Below are 24920 nucleotides of genomic sequence, written 5' to 3'. Positions count from 1 at the left end.
TTATTAACACTTTCAGGGTAGGAATTATGCTTTTCTCAAAGAGCAAAAAATACCCTCCTTACCGTTTTGTCCGGTAAAGAGGGTACATATCACTCATGAAGCGTTTTTGATAAAGATTAGAAATCAACTTCTGTATCATAGTAGCAGCACTTAAGGAGTTTCTCCATCTCTTCCTGGCTGGGCTGACGGGGATTGGATCCTGTGCAGGCATCAAGAATTGCGTTAGCAGCAATGTCATGGAGTCTCTCAAGGAATACATTCTCCGGAACAAATCCCTGTTCAGCCGGAAGTCCGTCGGGACCATAATGGTTTATGCTGTGAGGGATGTTAAGAGAATCATTCATCTTGCGAAGATAATCAATGAGGAGTTCAACCTTCTCATCGTCATCCTTGCCGCCGAGGTGCATGTAATCAGCGATAACGCCATAACGCTTCTTAGCTGTCTCGTCCTTAGCGTTGAATGCAACTACCTTAGGAAGGTACATCGCATTAGCTGCGCCATGGATGATATGAGCTCCGAGATCAGCAAAAGCTGCACCTGTCTTGTGAGCCATTGAGTGAACGATTCCAAGAAGTGCATTGGAGAATGCCATACCTGCAAGGCACTGAGCATTGTGCATAGCATCTCTTGCATCCATGTCTTCATTATAGGACTTAACAAGATTCTTCTGGATCATCTCTATAGCGTGAATTGCAAGCGGATCTGTGTAATCACAATTTGCTGTGGAAACATAAGCCTCAACAGCATGTGTCATAGCATCCATACCGGTGTGAGCAACAAGCTTTTTAGGCATTGTATGAGCAAGTTCGGGATCAACGATAGCTACATCGGGAGTAATCTCAAAATCAGCAATCGGGAACTTAATGCCCTTCTGATAATCAGTGATGATGGAAAATGCAGTAACCTCGGTAGCTGTGCCGGATGTTGATGAAATAGCACAGAATTTAGCCTTTGTGCGAAGCTTAGGAAGGCCAAAAACCTTACACATATCTTCAAAAGTGGTATCCGGATACTCATACTTAATCCACATGGCCTTTGCAGCATCTATAGGTGAACCACCACCGATAGCAACGATCCAGTCAGGCTGGAACTTCTGCATTGCTTCAGCACCCTTCATAACCGTCTCAACTGACGGATCAGGTTCGATACCCTCAAAAAGCTCTGTCTCCATTCCGGCTTCCTTCAGGTACTCTTCTACCTTCTGAAGAAATCCGCCCCTTTTCATAGAACCGCCACCTGTACAAATGATGGCTCTTTTGCCCTCAAAAGTCTTCAGCGCTTCAAGTGCGCCTTTCCCATGATAGATATCTCTGGGCAGTGTAAAACGTGACATACAAATACCTCCTTAAAATAATTATTTTGTTAAATAAATAACATAACCCACAAAATAATTATAAGGAGGTAATTTAAATAAATCAAATCTTGACTTTTATATGAAAGTTGTTTTTTTATTTCATGCCCTCATCCGGCACTAGCGTGCAATTGCTTTCTGAATAGCAAAGTACTGATCAAGCTTATCTCGGAGGGCATCTCTTCCGATGCTCTTAAGAATATAATCCACCGGTTTCAGCCTCATAGCTGTCATGACACTCTCTCGGCTCTTTTGCCCTGTCAGGAACATTACCGGAAGTTCATCTGTTTCCGTATCACTTTTTAGCATTTCAAAAATTTGCGGCCCTGTGGTTATGGGCATCTGATAATCAAGCAACACAAGATCTGCTTTGTTAACCGTAAGCCAACGGATTGCCTTTATACCTGTATTAGCCATAACCACTTGATAGGAATCCTTAAGCCAGTCACGAATCATCTGCATATAGGCCACATCATCATCCACTATAAGCACGACTTTTCGTGTCTGCTGCAACATTCTCTGACTAAATACATCCGACACTGTATCCAGGAACGCCTTCATATCCAAGGGACGTTCAAACCAAGCTGTGATGCACCTTCCCGGTATGGTTTTAATAGCTTCATTGTACTCTTCATGCTTACCAATCAAAATAAGACTTTTTTCCTTCTCCATGCAAAGGTCTTTTAAATATACCAGGAATGAAGCACTATCAGAAACAGTCTCATCCATATAATAAACTATGAGCTCGCAGCTCTCAGTATTGCTTTGTAGCTTTTTCATATCAATCGGTATGTATTTGCTAACACATCCTATTTCAGCAAGCTTCATTTCCATTCCGTGCACCGAAAATGTTTCCTGCGAGCTTAAAATAACCACGTTTTCCTTACCCATTTTTTCCTTACCCATTTGAACCCCCTCAGATGGCATTGGTAATATTACGAATTTCATCCCACTCAAGACTATTCAGATAGATTTTTATCGAAGATATTTTCTTATAGTCTTCAGGCTTTAAAGCACGTTTCATAAGAGAATCCACTATTGACTGAACTATATCAAAGTCTTCTTCTATAGCAAACTCTCTTATTGCCATAAGTGCATCCTGGACCTCCTCATCAGATATTTCTTCCTTCTCCTCCTCTTTTGTCCGATCCAAAAGTGCTTTCTCATGCCTTCTGCATTCTTCAATAAAAGCGATATGATTATTCTTTATAAACTCAATGTTATTTTCATTCGCTGCGTTTTCCATCTCTAAGGCCTTAGCTGATAAAGTCATACATCCTATTATTCTGGATGTACTTTTGAGCCCGTGAGCTTTAATCGTATAATTCTCTATGTCACCTTCTGCAAAACACTTTTCAAGTATTTCAATATTATTCGAAATATGTCTTATAAAAATATCGATTGATGAAAGATATGCCTCGGCAGAAGCACAGTTTTTTATCCCCTCCCGGGCATCGATCAGCGGTTCTTCAATTATCCATTCGGGAAGTTTTTCAAGTTCCCGGTCTATAAATTCATTGTCCTTTGGATCTGTTTTTGAAATATCTGTATTATCATTATCTGAAACTGTTTTACCGGCTGCATTGTCAAAAACTCTGTTTACTCTTGAAAGAAGTTCATCGGCCCTGACCGGTTTTTTAATATAATCGGCCGCGCCCATTTCAAGTCCTTTATTCTCGCTCTCTTTACTGTCATCGGAAGTAAGAAAAATAAATGGAACATTCACTCCTGCCTTGGACTTTATCAATCTCTGCAATTCATAGCCTGACATAGAAGGCATCTTAATATCCGAGATAACCATATCCGGAAGGTTTCTGACAAACAATTCAACAGCAGCTTCTCCGGAATCAACCAGGATAGTCTCATAATCATTCTTAAGTGCACGATCCGCTATCTTCAGCATCATAAGTTCATCGTCAACTATCAGTATCTTCTTCACTTCGAACCTCCAAGTTTGCTCTCACCAAGACACCATCGTCTAACTGAGCTTACAGGAAAAACATTTTCCGCGGATGCCCCCACTGTGTACATAGAATCCCTACATTATAAATATTTTAGCTTTATATGAACAAAAAAACTATTAACTGCATATTAAATATGTACCAATATAATGAATTTGCTGTAAATCAAAAAGGAAGACAATCTGTTTCGAATAAATCGATAGACTGTCTTCCTATTTTTTTAGATAATGCGATCTATATCTAATTTAACATTATGGTTGATTCATCCTTATGGATTACATCATTCCCATTCCTGCACCGCCTACAGGCATCGGAGGTACGGGCTCCTTGATTGTAGCAACAGCTGCCTCAGTTGTAAGGAAGCTTGATGCAACAGATGTAGCATTCTGAAGGGCACTTCTTGTAACCTTTGCAGGGTCAATGATACCATCCTTGATCATATCAACGTACTCCTCTGAGTATGCGTTGAATCCAATTCCCTTCTTGGACTCCTTAACCTTGTTAACAATTACAGATCCGTCAAGACCGGCATTGTTTGCAATATGGTAAAGAGGAGCTTCGAGTGCCTTAAGAACTACCTTAGCACCTGTCTTCTCATCACCCTCAAGTGAAGCAGCTACCTTCTCAACATCCTTGCAAGCATGAATGTATGCACTACCACCACCAAAGATGATACCTTCCTCAACAGCTGCTCTTGTAGCATTGAGAGCATCCTCCATACGATACTTAGCTTCCTTCATCTCTGTCTCTGTAGCAGCACCTACTCTGATAACTGCAACACCGCCGGCGAGCTTAGCAAGTCTCTCCTGAAGTTTCTCTCTATCAAAATCAGAAGTTGTGTCATCAATCTGCTTCTTGATCTGAGCAACTCTTGCCTGAATGTCGCCCTTATTGCCAAGGCCATCAACGATTGTTGTCTTCTCCTTCTCAACCTTGATGCTCTTAGCACGACCAAGATCATCCATTGTAGTATCCTTAAGCTCAAGACCAAGGTCAGAGCTGATAACCTTACCACCTGTAAGAATAGCGATATCCTCAAGCATAGCCTTTCTTCTGTCACCATAGCCGGGAGCCTTAACAGCAACTACATTGAAGGTTCCGCGGAGCTTGTTAACGATAAGAGTTGTAAGAGCCTCACCGTCAACGTCCTCAGCGATGATAAGAAGCTTAGAACCTGTCTTAACAATCTGCTCAAGAAGAGGAAGAATATCCTGGATATTGGAAATCTTCTTATCTGTGATGAGTATGAAAGGATCATCAAGGTTAGCTTCCATCTTGTCCATATCTGTAGCCATGTAAGCTGAGATATAACCACGATCAAACTGCATACCTTCTACAAGATCAAGCTCTGTGAGCATTGTCTTGGATTCCTCAATTGTGATAACGCCATCATTGGAAACCTTCTCCATAGCGTCAGCGATCATCTGACCAACTTCATCATCACCTGATGAAACAGCGGCAACTCTCATGATCTGATCCTTGCCCTTAACCTTTGTAGCCATCTTGCTGATAGAAGCTACTGCTGCATCTGTAGCCTTCTTCATGCCCTTTCTAAGAACAATAGGGTTAGCTCCTGCTGCAAGATTCTTAACACCTTCATTGATCATAGCCTGTGCAAGTACTGTAGCTGTTGTTGTACCGTCACCTGCTACATCGTTAGTCTTTGTAGCAACTTCCTTAACAAGCTGAGCGCCCATGTTCTCATAAGCATCCTCAAGCTCGATCTCTTTTGCGATTGTAACACCGTCGTTTGTGATTGTGGGTGCACCATAGCTCTTATCAAGAACTACATTTCTTCCCTTAGGTCCGATTGTTACTCTTACTGTATCTGCAAGCTTATTAACGCCTTCTACCATAGCTGTGCGGGCGTCAGCACCGTACTTAATTGTCTTTGCCATTTTTATATGCCTCCGTATATTGTTTTTCCCCTCATCCGCCCTTCGGGCACCTTCTCCCCAAGGAGAAGGCCTAGATGAGATAATTACTTAATGATAGCGAGTATATCGTTCTGCTTAACAATGATGTAGGTAACGTCGTCGAGCTTAACCTCTGTTCCTGCATACTTGGAATAGATAACGTTGTCACCCTTCTTTACCTGCATCTTCACTTCCTTACCATCAACGACTCCGCCGGGGCCTACAGCGATAACCTCTGCCTGCTGCGGCTTCTCCTTCTCTGCACCGGGAAGTACGATTCCTGACTTAGTTGTCTCCTCAGCTTCAAGTGCCTTAAGTACGACTCTGTCTGCAAGTGGTTCTAACTTCATTTTTTTGCCTCCTTATATCTTCAACATATTATTGACTTTTTATTGTTAGCACTCATATGATTCGAGTGCTAATCACCAAGAAATATATTACCACACACGATAAAAAATGCAATACCCACATGTGAATATTTGCAGAAATGCAAAGAAATAGTGTTTTAATTATTATGCTTTGGGCGCGGGATATCCTTGCCCGACAAATCCACATAGTTTTCCTTAAGAGCCTCTGCCCAGTACTGCTCAGGTATTGCCGGCCATCTTACCATTCCCCTGTCCTCCTCACAAAGCTTCATCGCCTGTAGAAGAATGGATTCGCTTAGATCCACACCGGTTCTGATTGTATGCATAGTTATTGCCGCCCATGCAGGTGCATATTCCATAAGACCGCTTGACTGAAATTCCTTAAGGATTTCATGCCTGTCATATTTTACCTGTACCAGTTCTTCCTCCCAACCGGTCTTACCGCTGTGGATAATGGCGAACTCAGCATAGCAGTTCTTATTTCTGGGAAGTCCCATAGCTCCGGGATTCACCGCTCTTTTTTCTCTGTATAAAAAGCACTCCTGTACATGAGTATGTGCATGCAGGAGCATGTTTGTTTTTATTTTATTAAGTGTGCGCTTGGTGTTTCTCTTATCCCCGAATAGAAGTTCCGACGCATTTGACGGTGATCCGTGACAATATTCAAAGCCTGCCGAACCTTTCGGATTCCATATTCCGTAAATCGGAAGTTCCTCAAACAGATTAAAATCCTTCTCTGTCAATTGCTCATATGTATAAAGAAGAGCGCCGCTTCCTGAGCCTTTCATCCAACCGTTCTCACCGGATTTTCTGTAATTCAGCATGCTTTCCTCGCGATTTCCGCGAACAGTATAGCACGTGAAATACTGTCTGAGCACATATATGAGATCCATTGTCTTTCTTACGCCCGGGCAATCCGAAATATAATCTCCAAGTAAAATGTAATTAGTTATCCCCTTCCCCATGCAATAATCTATACAGGCCTGAAGGGCTGAGTGATTTCCATGAATATCACCGAATACTGCAATATCCAATAGTTTCTCCAATCTATTCTCAAGTTTTTTATATTTTTATAATAAGTAGTTAATAGTCAAAAAATAACCTCTGTGCGAAAATATATTCATAAGTTGGTTCAATAATCGCATCTTCGAATGGAGGTTAATTATGGCAGACAATCGTGAAGATTTAATCCGTTCTCTGGCAGGTGTCATGGGCATGAGTGGAGAAGCAAAGAAGAAAGATTCTCACTTTGACCCCTCAACCGGTACACTTTATTGCGGGAGTAAAGTCTTTTCACAAAGTGATATTGCCGAGGCAAAGAAATTCTGTGAAACCAACATGAAAAAGATGGCTGATATAGGCGACAATGCCGCAATGTATTATGAAATTGCTGCATCTGCCGTTGAACTTCTTGAGCAGGACAGTGTTAAAAACGGCGGAAAAGTTGTTGTGAAGGATTCATGAGGTGACCCCCCATCCGTCAGCTTCGCTGCCACCTTCCCCCATGGGGGGAAGGCTTTTTTATATCACTATCACCTCCCTTGGGGAAGGCATTTTTATTTAATCAATTCTCAGTATTAATGTAAGGATATTCTTAGCTGCCTTGTTTAGTTCATCTCGTGTGATGGCGCCTTTTTCAAGAGCAGCTATTATTCTGTCGGGATATCCGCATCCCATCTTCATATCATTTCCGGCCTTACATTCTTTATAATTCTCGCCGTGGGTCCACCAGTCGGTAGTAACCATGCCATCAAAGCCCCATTCTCCGCGAAGAATTCCGTTTATCATATCCTCGTTTTCCGAAGCTCGTCTTCCATTTATGATATTGTAGGATGTCATTATACTCCAGGGATGAGCCTCTTTTACCACAATTTCAAAACCCTTTAAGTAAATCTCACGGATTGCCCTCTCAGATGCTCGTGAATCACTGTCCTTTCTATTGGTCTCTTTATTATTCAGAGCAAAATGCTTTATTGTCGCAGCAATATGGTTACTCTGAATTCCACGTACCATTCCGGCAGCCATCTTTCCGGTTAGGAGTGGATCTTCTGAATAATACTCAAAGTTTCTGCCGCAAAGAGGCGATCTGTGAATATTCATTGCAGGTGTCAGCCATACTCCGATGTTATTCTCCTTAACCTCTTCTCCTCCGGCAATTCCAACCATAGTTGCCACTTCCGGATCCCAGGTACATGCAAGCAGTGTTGCACATGGGAAAGCTGTTGTCTTAACACCAACATGAGGCTGAATTCTTAGGCCGGCAGGTCCATCAGCTGTCATAACATTAGGAATACCAAATTCATTATTATTTCCGTATCCAAAGGTATTGGCCACACCAGTATTTGGCTGCCCTCCTACAAGCCATGCCAGATCTTCATCCGATAATCCTTCTATGAATTTATCAATAGAAATTTTCCCTGTGAAAACATCGATAAACTGAGGTTTGTCTGCGGGCTTATAACGGTTCACGGACTTTTCAGGTCTAATTGCAGGTGACATACCTTCCAGTTCATCTTCGGAAAGAGGTGTAAGCTCATTCTCATTATATTTAGAAGCATCTCCCTGCTCTAACATTTCATATGTACCGTCCGCAAGAAGTCTCTTCTTTAAAGCAACAGGAGCCATCTTCTGGGTGAGCTGGCACACAATCTTATTATCATCAAGGACATATTCCTGCTCAGCAGATCTTGCATTTCTTACATCTGTCCCTACAAAAAATTTATATCTTCCCTTTTCAAGGACGTAAGCAGACTTCTGAATCTTTCCAAGGTCATCATAGGATGCAAAAACATCAACAGGAAATTCAACTACTACCCTCTGTGTCTGTCCGGGCTCAAGTAAAGCAGTCTTTTTAAAACCTACAAGTGTTTTCTCAGGTTTTCCGAGCTTGCCCTGCGGCGACGAAACATAGATCTGAACCACTTCTTTTCCTGCATATTGACCATTGTTTGTCACATTTGCCTTCACAGTGATTATGCCGTCGTCTTCTCTTATTTTGACGCGGCTTACGCTAAAGTCTGTGTATGAAAGACCATATCCGAAGGGATATATTACCTTATCGGATGCATCCTTGATTGTCTCAAAATATCTATAGCCTACATAGATATCCTCTTCGTATTCAACATAATCATCAGAATCATGGAAATGTTCTGTTCCCGGATAATCAGAGAGGTTCCTCGCAAAGGTATCCGCCAGTTTACCACTGGGATTCCCAAGTCCACATAAAAGCTCAGCTGTAGCAAGGCCGCCTTCCATGCCGCCCTGCCATGCGATAAGAGCAGCGTCTATGTCCTTGCTGTCTTTAATCCATGAAACATCAAACATGCCGCCGATATTCAATACTATAACAGTTTTCTCGAAAGCCTTACTTACAGAATTGAGTAACTCCTCTTCAGCCTTTGAAAGGTAAAAGTCACCTCTTTCAAAAATGCCATTGGTCATATCTATAAGGGGCTGATCCACTCCCTTAAAAGTGCGATCGATTACCTTATCACTCTTTCTGTCCCAACCTTCACCCGAATATCTGCTGATTGAAATAATTGCAGTATCAGTAAACGCTTTTGCCTTAGTCAGAATATCCTCAGGAAGCGCAGGCTCTGCTATAAGTCCCGGCATCTTGCCTTCCTTATATAATCCTTTTACATAATCCTCATAAAAATCAATAGAATCTTCGAAAAGAGAAACCCTCGCTCCAAGTTTCTTAAATCCCTCAGCGAGGTTTGTAACGTAGGGAACGGTAACATCACCTGATCCGCCGCCTCCCTTTACATAATCTATCGTTGCTTTTCCAAAAAGAGCGACCTTTTGTCCTCTTGCAAGAGGCAGTATACTCTTTTCATTTTTTAAAAGAACCATACCTTCTTTTGCAGCATTCTTAGAAATCTCTATATGCTCAGCAGAAGCAGTAACCTTATTTCCATCCTCTCCTAAAGGAAGATTCGGATGATACATTATTCTGGACCATTTTCCCATTGCATAACCTCCATAAGCTTTTCATAAAAAGTATATATGCAATTATTATAGCTGTATTTCATGTATGTTTAAATACACATTTACACCTAAAAAAAGATTCCCCTCTTGCATTAAACAAAAGGGGAATCTCTTATATTTTACTCATTCACACCGAACAAGTTTTAAGCCTTAGGCAAAAATTACTTGTTTGCGATAGCTGCCTGAGCTGCTGCAAGTCTTGCAACAGGTACACGGAAAGGTGAGCATGAAACATAGTCAAGGCCAATCTTGTGGCAGAACTCAACTGATGAAGGATCTCCACCGTGCTCTCCGCAGATACCAACGTGAAGCTTAGGATTAACGGGCTTACCAAGCTTAAGTGACATATCCATAAGCTTACCAACACCTGTCTGATCAAGCTTAGCGAAAGGATCGTTCTCGAAGATCTTCTCATCATAGTAAGCGTTAAGGAACTTACCAGCGTCATCACGAGAGAATCCAAATGTCATCTGTGTAAGGTCGTTTGTACCGAAGCAGAAGAAGTCAGCCTCAGCAGCGATCTCGTCAGCTGTAAGAGCAGCTCTCGGGATCTCGATCATTGTACCAACCTCATACTCTAGCTTAGCACCAGCTGCAGCGATCTCAGCATCTGCTGTCTCACATACAACCTTCTTAACGAACTTAAGCTCTTTAACTTCACATACAAGAGGAATCATGATCTCAGGCTTAACGTTCCAATCAGCATGCTCCTTCTGAACCTCAAGAGCAGCACGGATAACAGCCTTAGTCTGCATCTTAGCAATTTCAGGATATGTAACTGCAAGACGGCATCCTCTGTGACCCATCATAGGGTTGAACTCGTGAAGAGAAGCGATGATAGCCTTGATCTCCTCTACGCTCTTACCCTGAGCATCTGCAAGCTTCTTAATGTCTTCCTCTGTTGTAGGAACGAACTCATGAAGCGGAGGATCAAGGAATCTGATTGTTACAGGGCAGCCCTCAAGTGCCTCATAAAGAGCCTTGAAGTCTTTCTGCTGATAAGGAAGAATCTTCTCAAGAGCAGCTTCTCTCTCCTCAGCTGTGTCAGAGCAGATCATCTCACGGAATGCAGCAATTCTGTCTTCCTCGAAGAACATGTGCTCTGTACGGCAAAGACCGATACCCTCAGCACCAAGCTCACGAGCCTTCTTAGCATCAGCGGGTGTATCAGCGTTTGTACGAACCTTAAGCTTTCTGAACTGATCAGCCCAATCCATGATACGACCGAACTCACCAGCGATCTGAGCGTCTACAGTCTTGATAACGCCATCATAGATGTTACCTGTTGTACCGTCGATAGAGATGAAGTCTCCCTCGTGGAACTCTTTTCCAGCAAGTGTGAACTTCTTGTTCTCCTCGTCCATGTTGATGTCGCCACATCCGGAAACGCAGCACTCACCCATACCACGAGCAACAACGGCAGCGTGTGATGTCATACCACCACGAACTGTAAGGATACCCTGAGCAGCCTTCATACCTGTGATATCTTCAGGTGATGTCTCAAGACGAACAAGGATAACCTTCTCACCTCTCTCAGCCCATGCTACAGCATCATCAGCTGTGAATACAACCTTACCGCAAGCAGCTCCGGGTGAAGCACCAAGACCCTTACCCATAGGAGTAGCAGCCTTAAGAGCAGCAGCGTCAAACTGAGGATGAAGAAGTGTATCAAGGTTACGAGGATCGATCATTGCTACAGCTTCTTCAGGAGTCTTGTGTCCCTCATCAACAAGGTCACAAGCGATCTTAAGAGCAGCAGGAGCTGTTCTCTTACCGTTACGGCACTGAAGCATATAGAGTTTCTTGTTCTCAACAGTGAACTCCATATCCTGCATGTCGTGATAGTGGTTCTCAAGTGTATCACAAACCTTGATGAACTCAGCGTATGCTTCAGGGAATTCCTTCTCCATCTGAGCGATCGGCATAGGTGTACGAACACCAGCAACTACGTCCTCACCCTGAGCGTTGATAAGGAACTCACCCATAAGCTTATTCTCACCTGTTGCAGGGTCACGTGTGAATGCAACACCTGTACCAGACTCATTATTAAGGTTACCGAATACCATAGGCATTACGTTAACAGCTGTTCCCCAAGAATAAGGGATATCGTTGTCACGACGGTAAACGTTTGCACGAGGGTTATCCCATGAACGGAATACAGCCTCGATAGCGAGCTTAAGCTGCTCTACAGGATCTGAAGGGAAATCAGAACCGAGCTGGTTCTTGTACTCAGCCTTGAACTGCTCAGCAAGCTCCTTAAGATCAGCTGCTGTAAGATCTACGTCAAACTTAACACCCTTCTGCTCCTTCATCTTGTCGATGAGCTGCTCGAAGTACTTCTTACCTACTTCCATAACAACGTCTGAGAACATCTGGATGAAACGACGATATGAATCATATACGAAACGCTCGAATGCAGGATCAGGATTGCCCTTGATCATTGCAGCAACAACCTCGTCATTAAGACCAAGGTTAAGAATTGTATCCATCATACCAGGCATAGATGCACGAGCACCTGAACGAACAGATACAAGAAGAGGATTGTTAAGATCACCAAACTTCTTGCCGTTGATCTCTTCCATCTTCTTAACGCCTTCCATAGCCTGAGCCATGATCTCGTCGTTAATCTTACGTCCGTCCTCGTAGTACTGTGTGCAGGCCTCAGTTGTGATTGTGAAACCCTGTGGTACCGGAAGACCAATGCTTGTCATCTCAGCAAGGTTAGCACCCTTACCACCGAGAAGGTTACGCATTGTCATGTCACCTTCGCTAAACATATAAACCCACTTGTTTGCCATGTTCACTACCTTTCTTACCGATTATTCGATTCGGTAAAACCCTTTCCATTTATGTTACATTTTTATAATTAACTATGTCGTACATAGTAATTACCAATTGATTATGAAGGAATGAATCCCTCAAAAATAAAGATATCAAAGAAGTCTCGGTTCCTATCCAGTTCTTCCTGGCTCTTTATCGTCCAGGCTGCCGCTGTATTCTTATATAATCCGCGGCAAAGCTTCCTTGATAAGTTGCGCTGATATTTGTGATTATATGCCACAAAATCAGGTCTTGTAAGAAAATTAAATATGAGGAATGCGAGTGCATAATACAAAGGTGTATGCCATAATTTCTCAGGTTCTCTGAAAAATTCCTCCGAAAGCTGTCCTCTGAAAATATCTTTGTGATGACGCTTAAACCAGTATAATCCAAGCGGATTAAACGACTCTATGCAATACACTCCGGTATAGCCACGAAGAATCTTATCCACTACCGCACATACCGAAACATCAAACAGTTCTATCTTGAGCTCAATGATAAGCGGAATCTTGCCATCCACAAGTTTAAGAAAGTCTTCAAACTTCGGAATCTTCTCATCAGATTCAAGCAAATGAAACTGCTGCAGTTCTTCATAGGTGTAATCTATCACCTTACCTGCTACCCCAAGGCTACCGTCCTCATTCCTTACGGCATCCTCAGGTACATGTCCCTCTTCATATCTGGCTACTCTGGCCAATGTAAAATCATGGAAAACTACGGGAACCCCATCCCTAGTGAGCTGAACGTCAAGCTCTATTCCATACCCCGCATCGACAGCCTTTTTAAAAGCAGCCATTGAATTCTCAGGTGCTTCTGTATTATTGTCGTGCAATCCTCTGTGTGCGTACAAGTTCTGTTTGAGAAGTTTCTCTGCTGACGGTCTTCCAATCATCCTTGGCATGATCGCCAAAAGGTAAAGAACTACCAAAACTACTATTATAATCAGAAGAGTTTTCAACATATTACATAACTTCCTTCAAACCCTTATTTAAAACGCCTAGGATATTTTAATATCTAACTTAAAATTTGACAAGTACAAAAAAAACGAATGTCAAGACTTTTTTTACAAAAATCTTGACATTTTTGATAATAATCACTATAAAAAGCTTATTTTACAACTAATTCACACTTAATTCCGGCCTTTTTGAATAGTTTTTTCATCCGGTGAATGTCCGGAGTTTCCATATGGCTCCAAGGCATCTATTTTTGCCATATCTTCGTTAGAAAGTTCAAAATCAAATATTTCAGAATTAGACTTAATTCTGTCCTCATGCACCGACTTTGGAAGCGGCAAAATATCATGTTGCAAATCCCATCTTAGGATTATCTGAGCCGTACTCTTACCATACTTTCCCGCCAATTCCACCAAAACAGGATGTTCCAGTGATCTGCCACGGCCGAGCGGACTCCAGGCTTCCACAAGAATACCGTTGTCCTGACAGAATTTCACTGTGTCCGCCTGCATAAATCCCGGATTAATCTCAATCTGATCAACTGCAGGTATGATCTCCGAATCCATAAGTGCGTTCAGATGATGAGTTAGGAAATTGGACACTCCGATAGCTTTTACTCTGCCACTCTTATATATCTCCATCATGGCTTTCCAGGTTGATCTGTTTGTATTTTCCCAATCGTCGTCAAAAGCATATGAAGAAGGCCAGTGAACAAGATAAAGATCAAGATAATCAAGAGCTATCTCATCCATTGTTTTCTCAAACGCACGAAGTGTCTTATCGTAACCGGCTTCCGTCTTCCAGACTTTACTCGTCACAAATAGATCCTCTCTCTTGCATCCCGAAGCCTGAATATAGTCCTTAACTGCATTGCCTACATACTTCTCATTTTCATAAAAAGCTGCTGTATCAATATGAATATACCCAAGTTCCAGAGCTGTTTTCACAGACTGATAAGCTTCATTCGGATCTTTAATTTTGTAAGTACCAAATCCCAGGCATGGAATTGAAGTTCCGTTATTTAATTTAAATTGTGTCGATAATGACATTCTGCTCCCTCCTGCTCATAATCAATTAAAATGTCTACTAAATAATAGCATAAAAAAAACAGCATTATCATTTATTCGACAATGCTGTTTAATATCATGTATTATTTTATATTACAGTTTCTTTCCGGTCAAAAGTTCATAGGCTTCTTCATACTTAGCGATAGTCTTATCGATTACGTCCTGAGGAAGGTTGTAGTCGCTTTCAGGGTTAGCCTTGAGCCAGTCTCTTACAAACTGCTTATCGAATGAGGGCTGTGATTTTCCGGGTTCATAACCTTCTACAGGCCAGAAACGGCTGCTGTCGGGAGTAAGCATCTCATCACCAAGAACTACCTCACCGTTTTCGTTAAGACCAAACTCAAACTTGGTATCTGCGATAATAATACCTTTTGTGCGAGCATAATCAGCGCATTTTTTGTAAAGAGCGATAGTATAATCGCGGAGCTTTTCTGCGTATTCCTGACCATGTCCGGGGAAATCTCTTTCAAGCACTTCAACAGAACGCTCAAAGTCGATATTCTCATCGTGATCACCGATCTCAGCCTTGGTGGAAGGAGTATAGATAGGTTCAGGGAGCTTGTCACATTCCTTCAGTCCCTCGGGAAGTTTTATTCCACATACGGTTCCGTTTTCCTTATAGCTGTTCCAGCCGCTACCCGTAATATATCCGCGGACAATGCACTCAATGGGAAGCATTGTAAGCTTTTTGCAGAGCATACTGTTGCCGGTAAACTCAGGCTTTCTGAAAAACTCGGGCATATCAGCGGTATCTGTGCTGATCATGTGGTTGCTTACGATATCCTTAGTGTAATCAAACCAGAACTTTGACATCTGGGTAAGAACAGTGCCCTTCTTCTCAACCTTGTTCTTAAGGATTACATCAAATGCTGAGATTCTGTCGGTAGCTACCATAATGAGTGCATCACCTACATCATAAATCTCACGAACCTTACCTTCTTTTACCGGACTATATTCCTGCATACTTCTTTCCTCCCTTTGGCTTTAACGTTGTTAACCTCATCCGCCTGCTACGCAGGCACCTTCCCCAGAGGGGAAGGCTTTATATTCAGTTGCTCCGTAGGCTCTTTTTCCCAAAAACAACTTCATATGCATACATAATGATCAGTCATCATTATCTTCGTCTTCGTTAGTGCTGTAAACTGTACGTTTTCTTGCCATCGCATCACTTTCGAGATACTCATCGTAAGTAGAGCGCTTATCGATAAGTGAGCCGTCAGGCAGGATTTCCATTATTCTGTTTGCTGTTGTCTGAACTACCTGGTGGTCACGGCAGGCAAAAAGCTCAACACCGGGGAACTTGATCATACCCTGGTTAAGCGCTGTGATTGATTCCATATCAAGATGGTTAGTAGGCTCATCAAAGATGAGGCAGTTTGCACCGCTTATCATCATCTTACTGAGCATGCAGCGAACTCTCTCACCTCCGGAGAGAACCTTAACCTTCTTAACACCATCCTCACCGGCAAAGAGCATACGGCCAAGGAATCCGCGGACATAGGTTACGTCCTTAATCTCGGAATAGCCTGTAAGCCACTCGGTGATTGTATAGTCATTGTCAAACTCGCTTGAATTATCCTTGGGGAAGTAAGCCTGTGAAGTAGTTACACCCCATTTATAAGTACCCTCGTCGGGCTCAATCTCGCCGGAAATAATTTGGAAAAGAGTTGTCTTTGCAAGCTCATTTCCACCGACAAATGCGATCTTGTCATCATGCTGAACAACGAATGAAATATTATCAAGAACCTTCTCGCCGTTAACAGTCTTGCTGATTCCGTCAACTGTAAGTACTTCGTTTCCGATTTCTCTCTCAGGTCTGAAATCGATATAAGGATATTTTCTTGAAGATGGCTTAATTGTATCAAGCTCAATCTTCTCGAGAGCCTTCTTACGTGAAGTAGCCTGCTTAGACTTACTTGCGTTAGCTGAGAATCTTGCAATGAACTCTTTAAGTTCCTTGATCTGCTCTTCCTTCTTCTTATTGGCTTCCTTCATCTGACGAATCATCAGCTGTGAAGACTCATACCAGAAATCATAGTTACCTGCATAGAGCTGAATCTTACCATAATCAATATCAGCGATATGAGTACATACCTTATTAAGGAAGTAACGGTCATGGGATACAACAATAACAGTGTTCTCAAAATTGATAAGGAACTCCTCGAGCCATGCTATAGCATCCATATCCAAGTGGTTGGTAGGCTCATCGAGAAGCAGAATGTCGGGATTACCGAAAAGCGCTCTCGCAAGAAGTACCTTGACCTTCTGATTACCATCAAGTTCCTTCATAAGCTTGTAGTGGAACTCAGTCTCGATTCCAAGGCCGTTAAGAAGGCTCTCTGCATCTGACTCAGCTTCCCATCCGTTCATTTCAGCAAATTCAGCTTCAAGCTCACTGGCGCGAATACCATCCTCATCGGAGAAGTCTTCTTTTGCGTAAATAGCATCCTTCTCCTTCATGATCTCATAGAGACGGGCGTTGCCCATGATAACCGTATCAAGTACAGTGAACTCATCATATTTGAAGTGATCCTGTTCCAGGAAGGAAAGACGCTGGCCGGGAGTAATAACAATATCTCCGTTTGTGGTCTCAAGCTTACCTGATAATATCTTAAGGAAAGTAGATTTTCCCGCACCGTTGGCACCAATTATTCCATAACAGTTGCCCTCGGTGAATTTTATGTTTACATCCTCAAACAGAGCCTTTTTACCGACTCTTAGTGTGACATTGTTTGCACTGATCATATTGAAAAACTACCTCCGATCGTGTTTCTTCTATAATTAAGTAACCAACTTGGTATTATATTTGATACCCCTCAAAAATGCAATGTCTATTTATTGACAAAATACCTTGAAAGTCGTTAAATTATTATCGTATGTGAGGGGAACTATTCATTTTATTTCTATGGAGGAAAAAGTATGAAAACAAGAAACAAAATTGGGGTAATGAAAAGAGTATTATCACTCGTAATGGCAATGGTATTTGTACTCGCTATGCCGTTAACAGTAGAAGCTAAGGTTAAGACTGTTAAACCTGTAGCACACAAATTCGCTACACGCGCTTCTGAGTTAGAGCCAATCTCAACAGAAATATCAAAGGGCACTCACAATGTTGTTGTCAAAAAAACCGAAGGTGTTTTCTGTGAGGGCTATGTAAAATTCGTAGCACCGGAATCAAGAACATACACCATTACAGTCAGCAATATAAAAGCAAAGGGTGCAAAAAGCTGCCTTGGATCACTTTTCGGACAGACCCGTCCTGTAAATTCAGATTCAGACGTTCTTGATTTTGCTTATTTTGACACAAAAGGAAAAGAGCACAATTGGCTGAATGTAGGCTCCAGAAAGTATAAAAATTATCTTGCCAAGAGAACCGGAAAAGTCACTCTTGAAGCAGGACAGACTCTTTATCTTCAGTTGTCCTTAGTTGCCAGCAAGAAGACTAAGTCCGCTTCTGCAAGAATCAAAATTAAATAATTTTCAGAAACAGAATATATAGAAAGAACAGCATCGCCATACTGACGATGCTGTTTTTATTTCCTATACTCTTTAATCTTTTCCACCACCTCATACGGAACAACCATCCTGCCGGTACCGCAGCCAAGATCTATATGCGGTTTATTTCCGCCATGAAAATCCGAACCGCCACTTATCAGAAGGTTGTACTTAGCCGCAATACTTTTCATGTCGCGCTCATCCTGGGCAGTATAAGTTCCATATATCGCTTCGATACCCACAAGCCCCGCATCCTTCATTGAATGAACAAGCTCATCCATCGCATCTCTTCCAAGTCCGTATAGTACAGGATGGGCAAGAATCGGAATTCCGCCACCTGAAATAATCTGCTCTATTGCCATTTCAGGTGTTATTTTTTCCCTGGGTACATAGCATGGGCAATGATCTCCGATGAATCTGTCGAACGCCTCCTTAATGCTTGTTGTATAACCCTTTGCAAGAAGGAGTCTTCCGAAATGAGCCCTCGTAATTACAGCTCCGGGATTATTCTCCACCAGTTCCTCATAGGTTATCGGCATTCCGGCGTCTGTCAGCTTTTTACACATTTTCCTGTTGCGTTCTTCCCTGGAATCAATAAAGCTTTGAAGTGATCTTTTGAAATCATCATCCTTATAATTGATATAAAGGCCGACCACATGAACATCCTTGCCATTTCTTACAGTTGAATATTCGATACCGGGAATTACTTCAAGATCAGGATACTTATCTCCCTCTTCTATCGCCTCCGAAAGGCCGGAAATAGTATCATGATCGGTAAGAGCTATTGCAGAAAGCCCAATTTCATGGGCATACCTGATAAGCTCGGAGGGGCTGTAGGTCCCATCCGAAGCCGTAGAATGAGTGTGTAAGTCAACTTTTTTCATACCTGTCTCCGTATAATCAAATTATATAACCAGTAGCAATAATCTTCGTTTTTCGCAGTTACTATTTTAACATACTATCAGTCTCTCGTTGCCCGCATCTCTTTCTTATTTTCATACATCATACTGTCAGCTCTTTTAAATACATCACTTACATTCTCATCAATTCCCGGTGAATATACTGCAAGTCCAATAGCGGCTGATATTTTTTCCCAGGGCTTAAGAGTATCATCTTTTTCCATCTCTTTTAATTTATTCGCAAACTCATTAAGAAGTGCATCTTTGTTATTAAAATCACTTCCCCATAATACCACGGCAAATTCATCTCCGCCCAAACGAAATACAGGCGAATGACAGAAGATTTTACATACGATATCGCAAAGTCTCTTAATTGCTATGTTCCCCTGCTCATGACCATAATTGTCATTTATGCGTTTCAGGAAATTAAGATCAATCATGGCAATAGCAAACTCAACATCAGGATTACGCCTAAGCTCCCTGTCCAGCTTTATTATCTCTTTGTCATAGGCTGTCTTGTTACGGATTCCCGTAAGGGCATCCTTATGAGCAAGCTCCGCCATCTCTGCTGCATGTTCCTTGGTGCTATGAAGCTCCTTTGAGGTCTTCATCAGGTTCAGCATATAATCGTTAAGTTCACGAATCATAGCAGCTGTTCTTCTTGCGAGATTTGTAATCTCATGGTTTCCCAAACTGATGTTATCGAATTTATCAGCCGTGGAAACCTCTTTATTATCTGCATATTCGTCCATGAACTTTTCCATCTTACGAAGCTTTAAAATGTATTGGTGGTTTATAAACCACAGCATGCTATACATACATAGCAATAAAATAACAGCCACTATTACCACTTCTTTAATAGTGTTATTCAGAATTCCTTTGTTGACCGCTTCCACGGTGATATCCGCACATACTATGCCTATCATCTCCCCGCTTACATATAGAGGAGTATAGTATCCATAAGTCTTGCCGAACTGATTATCATAGGAATCATAGCCGCTGGGACTTTTTCCAGTCTGATATGTCTCCCATAGCTTGGGATAACTGTCTTCAGGAACCTCCACATCAAAATCGAACTCCATGATACTCTTTCCGTCTACTACCTTTTCTGTTCTGAGTCCGTCGAAGACATAGTACATAAGCGGTGGCGTATCTGTCGGTACAAGATAATAAACATATTCAGTACCAAACTCCTCATTAAATTCTTCAAATATATTCAGCCATTGCTCATATTTATATGTAGTAAAAGCTATTTTAGCTTCATCAGTCATATCAGAAAACGCTATGGTTTTCTCAAAAACTTCTCCGCCGTATTGCTCGGAAAATATTCTCTCCCATTCGTTTCTGGCAGGAATATAATTGCCGTCGTAATCATATGGGATGACTATGCTCTCATGGTTCTCAAGGAAATATTCCTGCATAAGCCTGAATTCATCTCCGTCAGCTTCAATTAAAGCTTCAAGACAATTAGTAACTTCCTTGATTCGCCTCTCCTGCTGCAATGTGTAGTTGTCTTCCTGGATCATATAGGTAGCTACCGCGCTGATTACTATCATAATTATCATGAATAAAAGAAAAATAATAGTAAATCTTGCCAGAAGCCCGAATCTTTTCTTCATAAGCGAATGCTCCCTATGGCTAAAGTCCCCTACTTTCATTATATGCGCCAAAACTAGTATCAAAATAAACGTAATCTTATAAAAAAATAAACTTTTACAGATGTGATGTAAAAGTTTATAATGCAAAAAGTATTGTCATTTTGTTTTTGAACGGAGTTTTATATGAGCAAGATTTTTTTCACAGATTTGGATGGTACGCTTTTGACCAAAGAAAAAAAGGTGTCTCCCGCTACCATGGAGGCCCTTATACAATTTACAAATGCCGGTAATCATTTTGCCATTAATACAGGTCGTGCTTTAGAGAGTGCAATGTCTGTACAGAGAGAAAATAATCTGTTTTTCCCCGGAAGTTTCCTTATTGCCTATAACGGTTCACAGATCTTTGACTGCGACAATAAGAAAGATGTATATAGAACCGGTATTCCTTTTGATATGATTCCCGACATCTTTGCTTTATCAAAAGAATACGGTGTTCACTGCCACACCTATACAGATGAAAATATAGTTACTCCGGCCGAGGATGAAGAGCTTAAATACTATAGAAGAGTGATACATACCCCATATATAGTTTCAGAAGACATAAACTCTGCTCTCACCGATATCCCCTGCAAAATAATAGGAATAGAGCTTCATGACAGAGAAAAAATAGATCGTTTCAAAGCTGCTGTCGAAGAACTTGCCGGAGATAAGCTTACTCTTCTGTACTCCAATCCCTACTATCTCGAAATATTTAATTCAGAGGCGGGAAAAGGAAGCGCAGTTACAAGGCTTGCAGATTACCTGGGCATTCCTCATGAAAACACTTTGGCGGCAGGTGACGAAGAAAACGATATCTCAATGATCGAAGCCGCAGGTCTTGGAATCGGAATGATCAACGGAACAGATGATGTAAGAAAAGCCGCCGATATTATCACCGAAACCGATAATAATAACGACGGCCTTGCAAAAATTCTTCTGGCGAATATTTAAAACTCTCTATTTAAGCAATTTCTCGAATTCAGCTTCGGGCAAAGGCTTGTAAAAATAGAATCCCTGAATATAGTCACAGTCCGCATCCTGAAGGAACTTAAGCTGTTTCTCATTCTCCACTCCTTCAGCCGTAACCTTGGCACCTATGGAATGTGCGAGCTTTATCGTAGAAATAATTATGGATTCGGATTTCTTGTTGATACCGATTTTCCTAATAAAGCCTATGTCGAGTTTTATAATATCAAAATCAAAGGTTTCAAGCATTGATAATGAACTCATACCGCTTCCGTAATCATCAAGAAGGATCTGAATTCCATGCTTTTTTAGTTTGCCAAGATATTCAAGAGCCTTTGTCTCAAGATCCGCATAGGCAGACTCAGTTACCTCAAATCTGACCATAGCAGGCTCTATCTTCTTGCCTTTTATTGATTCGAATATATTTTCCATAAATAATGAATCGTAAAAATCAACTCTGGAGAGATTAATCGCACAGGGTACCGCCATTTTTCCGGCAGCATAACACCTTTCAATAAAATCAATCCCGCTTTCAAGCATGAATTTATCAAGAATAGCTGTCTTTCCCTCCGATTCAATAATAGGAATAAAATCTCCGGGAGATACCATACCAAGATCTCTGTGCTGCCATCTTATAAGCATCTCCGCACTGACTATCTCTCCTGTCTTCGCATTGACTATGGGCTGATAATACGGCATAAACTCATTATCTGCCAGTGCACGTTCAAAATCCGACAACAGGAATCTCTGCTTTACATAATTCTCCTTCATCGAATCATCATAGTACGCAAACAGCTGATTTCGCTTGTTGTTTCGAATACTCTTTTCAGCGAGCTTCGCCCCGTCCAAAATAGCGGATATACCAACTCTCGGATTTGTTATACGGAAAATTCCGCAGTATATTTCGTAGCTGTATTTTATGGATTCAGTCCTGAAAACCTGCCGGCACATCGATTTTATATTTTTTTCAACAAGGTTCTCATCCGCAGTTATAAGGGCAAAGTTATCCCCCTCCAGTCTCCCCATAAGAACAGGATGAAGATACTTTCTGAGGGCATCCCTCGTCTGGAATATTACAAGATCTCCCTTTTGATTGCCAAACAATTCATTTACGGCTTTCAGCCCTTTTACATTAGCAAACACGAGTGAATAGTGGTCATCTCGGTGCAATTCGGACAGGAAGAGCTTTGCTCTGTCCAAAAAGCCTGTCCTTGCATATTCATCTGTCATCCAGTCATAATCAAGAACAGATGTTATGTCAATATAAATAATCATCAGCCAGTCCGGATACCCCGGAACTTCCTTTGCCCTGATGTTCTTAGCGCGGCGACCATCCTCATAATCCACATGAACAGTTCTTACAAACTCGCCTCGCTTCGCCAGTTCTTCCTGTATTGAGGATATTCTGACCTGTTCAAGGAATATCTCCTGCTCCTCCTTTACAAGTGTCTGAGAAAGTCTTTTGCATATTTCTTTATAATCGAATCTGCTCTCTGTGAAAATTCCCCAGAAGCTCATATCCAAATGATAGACCTCACATCTTTCTTCATTCTTTTCTACAGCAAAGATCATGTCATAGCCTTCGGAAATAAGGCTTCTTATCACAGGCTGTTCAACATAACTCATAAACGGAATAATTTTTCCCGGTTTAACGGGATAAATAACTCCGTCTTCAATTACTTCACCTTTTCCGAAAAACGAGGTCTCTCCGTTTTTTACTTTAAAATAACTGCCGTCGGATATCAGATAAAATTTACAGCCAAAGCTGTCAGGAATAACAATATCATCTATTAAATTCAGACCATCCACACTTCGCTCTCTTATATAATCTCTGTGAGGAATTATCTGAATGTTAGTCAGATCCAGGCCATCCGAAAACCTGACATAGTTGGGATCTACCGCTTCACCTTCAAGTTCCGGCGTATGATACACATAGAATGCAGCATTCATCGCACCTGCACCCTGTCCGATAATAACGCCATCATATCCCGAAAGTGCTTCCTTTAATCCTATACGCTTCATAAATGCAAGCTGCGACGGAGCATGACCGCTTGCGAGGAATATCACATCTGACCATGCCACCATGTCATTAGCCGAATCCTCTTCCGTTAGAGTTTTACATTCACTGACAGATAAATTTGCAGAAGCAAATATATCCAGAATGATCTGCCTTTTTTTCCCGTTTTCTTTAACCTTCTCCGGATTGCAAGGCACATAGAGGAGTTTTGCGTCTTTAGGCCATTCAGTTTTAAGTTCATCAAAAAAGCCGTAGTTATCCAAGGGTTCTGCTTTTTCTCGAGCCCCCTGCACTTTATATGGGATAAAACTACTTGTCAGATAAAGAACCATGCGCCTTCTCCTTAGTCATATCCTTATTTGCGTACATCATTCTGTCTGCCTTATCATATACCTGCTCATGTGTATAGCCTTCCATGACCTTCAAAAGCATCTGCCAGAGTCCTTGCCGTTGCGTAGATATAACGGTCTCCGGTTTTATGACCCTTGGTGTCATTATATTTTTTAAGATCGTTCATATCGACCATCAAAATAGCATTATATTTGTCTTTAATATATGCCATAGTTTTATCGTAGGCATTTCTGTTTGGAAGATTCGTTATAACATCCTTTTTGTTGTAAAGCTCAGATACCGCCAGATACATAAGCAGATACGCTATCCCAAGTCCTACCCACAAAGTTTTAAGATCATAGTTAATCCATGACGCAAGGAAGCCCAAGAGCATTGTAAGTCCGACAAATCCTGCAAGAAAGATGTTTTCATAATCAAAAGCCGTGGCAATAACCATATCCGCAAGGAATATCATAAAAGCCCCAAAACATAGTATATGCATAACCAGTCCAAAGGGTCTGAAAACCATGTAGGAATCTTTATGATAAAAAACAATCGGAGTGAAGATATTGGCTATGTCCGATATCGCAAGAATCAGCATAAGGATAAGTCCCACGAAATGTCTGAGTCTCCTGCCTCTTTGTATATATATTATAAAAAAGGTACTAAGTCCCACCGGTATCAGCAGATAAATAATGCAAGTAACTAGATTTAGAATATAATCGGTTGACACATTGTTCGGAAGTGTATATTGAAGCACATACCACAACATATCAAGGCAGTAGAGACCGGCAAGCATCGCACCGGAAAAAAGGATGCCGAATCTGGCATCTTTTCTCAGATGCTTATTATTTCGAACAAGCACAGCAACATAAATAACTATTGCAATACCTATTATGTCGGAAAACTCGATCCACATAATGAAGTCTCCTGCTATATGTGCTCATTATCAGTGTCTTATCGCATAACTCCCCAATAATATAATCATACATTTTTATTATAAACTTATCTTATTCACAATTGGCGCAATTTAGATTTTTTTAAGATAGTTTTCAATGAACTACCACCACCGACTCTGCGTCGGAAGAGGTTTCTGTTATGCCGCAGAGCGGCATGAACCTTTGGGATGCTTAGTGCATCCCAAAGAAC

General features: G+C 41.5%; 19 protein-coding genes. 3 read left to right on the top strand and 16 right to left on the bottom strand.

Annotated features, from left to right (window positions below; genetic code table 11):
• Positions 1-116: 116 nt before the first annotated feature.
• From G596_RS0117510 to G596_RS0117485, 6 genes are all read right to left on the bottom strand, one after another.
• On the bottom strand, positions 117-1334 hold the full coding sequence (locus G596_RS0117510) for an iron-containing alcohol dehydrogenase (protein ID WP_022763123.1): 1218 nt from the start codon (positions 1332-1334) through the stop codon (positions 117-119).
• A 138-nt stretch (positions 1335-1472) separates the two neighbouring features.
• Positions 1473-2258 carry a response regulator gene (locus G596_RS0117505; protein ID WP_022763122.1) on the bottom strand — a complete coding sequence of 262 codons (786 nt, stop codon included), beginning with the start codon at positions 2256-2258 and terminating at the stop codon, positions 1473-1475.
• A gap of 10 nt (positions 2259-2268) precedes the next feature.
• Entirely contained in the window at positions 2269-3291 is a 1023-nt protein-coding gene (locus tag G596_RS24150) for a response regulator transcription factor (protein WP_022763121.1), read from the bottom strand.
• Positions 3292-3588: 297 nt separating this feature from the next.
• A complete protein-coding gene (groL, locus tag G596_RS0117495; protein ID WP_022763120.1) occupies positions 3589-5211 on the bottom strand; it encodes a chaperonin GroEL in 1623 nt (540 codons plus the stop codon).
• 83 nt (positions 5212-5294) lie between these two features.
• Positions 5295-5579 (bottom strand): co-chaperone GroES, encoded by a 285-nt coding sequence (locus G596_RS0117490; protein WP_022763119.1) that lies wholly within the window; start codon positions 5577-5579, stop codon positions 5295-5297.
• 155 nt (positions 5580-5734) lie between these two features.
• The gene (locus G596_RS0117485; protein ID WP_022763118.1) at positions 5735-6631 is read right to left on the bottom strand and encodes a metallophosphoesterase family protein; all 897 of its coding nucleotides are present in this window, start codon (positions 6629-6631) and stop codon (positions 5735-5737) included.
• Positions 6632-6761: 130 nt separating this feature from the next.
• Here G596_RS0117485 and G596_RS0117480 point away from each other — a divergent pair, with 130 nt between their 5' ends.
• Positions 6762-7061, top strand: coding sequence for a hypothetical protein (locus tag G596_RS0117480; RefSeq protein WP_022763117.1), 300 nt, complete (start codon positions 6762-6764; stop codon positions 7059-7061).
• 96 nt (positions 7062-7157) lie between these two features.
• Here the strand turns inward: G596_RS0117480 and G596_RS0117475 are convergent, their stop codons facing one another.
• The 6 genes from G596_RS0117475 to G596_RS0117450 form a co-directional block, all read right to left on the bottom strand.
• A complete protein-coding gene (locus G596_RS0117475) occupies positions 7158-9569 on the bottom strand; it encodes a glycoside hydrolase family 3 protein (protein ID WP_022763116.1) in 2412 nt (803 codons plus the stop codon).
• 179 nt (positions 9570-9748) lie between these two features.
• Positions 9749-12385, bottom strand: a complete 2637-nt coding sequence (gene ppdK, locus G596_RS0117470; RefSeq protein ID WP_022763115.1) for a pyruvate, phosphate dikinase — start codon at positions 12383-12385, stop codon at positions 9749-9751.
• 101 nt (positions 12386-12486) lie between these two features.
• Positions 12487-13368, bottom strand: coding sequence for a glycerophosphodiester phosphodiesterase family protein (locus G596_RS0117465; RefSeq protein ID WP_022763114.1), 882 nt, complete (start codon positions 13366-13368; stop codon positions 12487-12489).
• A 168-nt stretch (positions 13369-13536) separates the two neighbouring features.
• The gene (locus tag G596_RS0117460) at positions 13537-14409 is read right to left on the bottom strand and encodes an aldo/keto reductase (protein WP_022763113.1); all 873 of its coding nucleotides are present in this window, start codon (positions 14407-14409) and stop codon (positions 13537-13539) included.
• A gap of 111 nt (positions 14410-14520) precedes the next feature.
• Entirely contained in the window at positions 14521-15390 is an 870-nt protein-coding gene (locus G596_RS0117455) for a phosphoribosylaminoimidazolesuccinocarboxamide synthase (protein ID WP_022763112.1), read from the bottom strand.
• Between the two features lie 141 nt (positions 15391-15531).
• The gene (locus G596_RS0117450) at positions 15532-17172 is read right to left on the bottom strand and encodes an ABC-F family ATP-binding cassette domain-containing protein (protein WP_022763111.1); all 1641 of its coding nucleotides are present in this window, start codon (positions 17170-17172) and stop codon (positions 15532-15534) included.
• Between the two features lie 174 nt (positions 17173-17346).
• Here G596_RS0117450 and G596_RS0117445 point away from each other — a divergent pair, with 174 nt between their 5' ends.
• Positions 17347-17904 (top strand): hypothetical protein, encoded by a 558-nt coding sequence (locus G596_RS0117445; RefSeq protein ID WP_022763110.1) that lies wholly within the window; start codon positions 17347-17349, stop codon positions 17902-17904.
• 56 nt (positions 17905-17960) lie between these two features.
• Here G596_RS0117445 and G596_RS0117440 read toward each other — a convergent pair whose 3' ends face one another.
• Both G596_RS0117440 and G596_RS24145 read right to left on the bottom strand, forming a co-directional pair.
• Positions 17961-18806 (bottom strand): PHP domain-containing protein, encoded by an 846-nt coding sequence (locus G596_RS0117440; protein WP_022763109.1) that lies wholly within the window; start codon positions 18804-18806, stop codon positions 17961-17963.
• 77 nt (positions 18807-18883) lie between these two features.
• Positions 18884-20440 carry a GGDEF domain-containing protein gene (locus tag G596_RS24145; RefSeq protein WP_022763108.1) on the bottom strand — a complete coding sequence of 519 codons (1557 nt, stop codon included), beginning with the start codon at positions 20438-20440 and terminating at the stop codon, positions 18884-18886.
• Positions 20441-20602: 162 nt separating this feature from the next.
• Here G596_RS24145 and G596_RS24140 point away from each other — a divergent pair, with 162 nt between their 5' ends.
• Positions 20603-21409 (top strand): Cof-type HAD-IIB family hydrolase, encoded by an 807-nt coding sequence (locus tag G596_RS24140; protein WP_022763107.1) that lies wholly within the window; start codon positions 20603-20605, stop codon positions 21407-21409.
• A gap of 6 nt (positions 21410-21415) precedes the next feature.
• Here the strand turns inward: G596_RS24140 and G596_RS0117425 are convergent, their stop codons facing one another.
• Both G596_RS0117425 and G596_RS0117415 read right to left on the bottom strand, forming a co-directional pair.
• On the bottom strand, positions 21416-23704 hold the full coding sequence (locus G596_RS0117425) for an EAL domain-containing protein (protein ID WP_196805252.1): 2289 nt from the start codon (positions 23702-23704) through the stop codon (positions 21416-21418).
• A gap of 134 nt (positions 23705-23838) precedes the next feature.
• The gene (locus G596_RS0117415) at positions 23839-24690 is read right to left on the bottom strand and encodes a GGDEF domain-containing protein (protein WP_022763104.1); all 852 of its coding nucleotides are present in this window, start codon (positions 24688-24690) and stop codon (positions 23839-23841) included.
• Between the last annotated feature and the right edge of the window lie 230 nt (positions 24691-24920).

Origin of the sequence: Butyrivibrio sp. AD3002 (genome assembly GCF_000420905.1) — a bacterium.
Taxonomy (GTDB): domain Bacteria; phylum Bacillota; class Clostridia; order Lachnospirales; family Lachnospiraceae; genus Butyrivibrio.
Note: the sequence above shows the minus strand (reverse complement) of the source record. Positions and strands in the feature narration are given on the sequence as shown.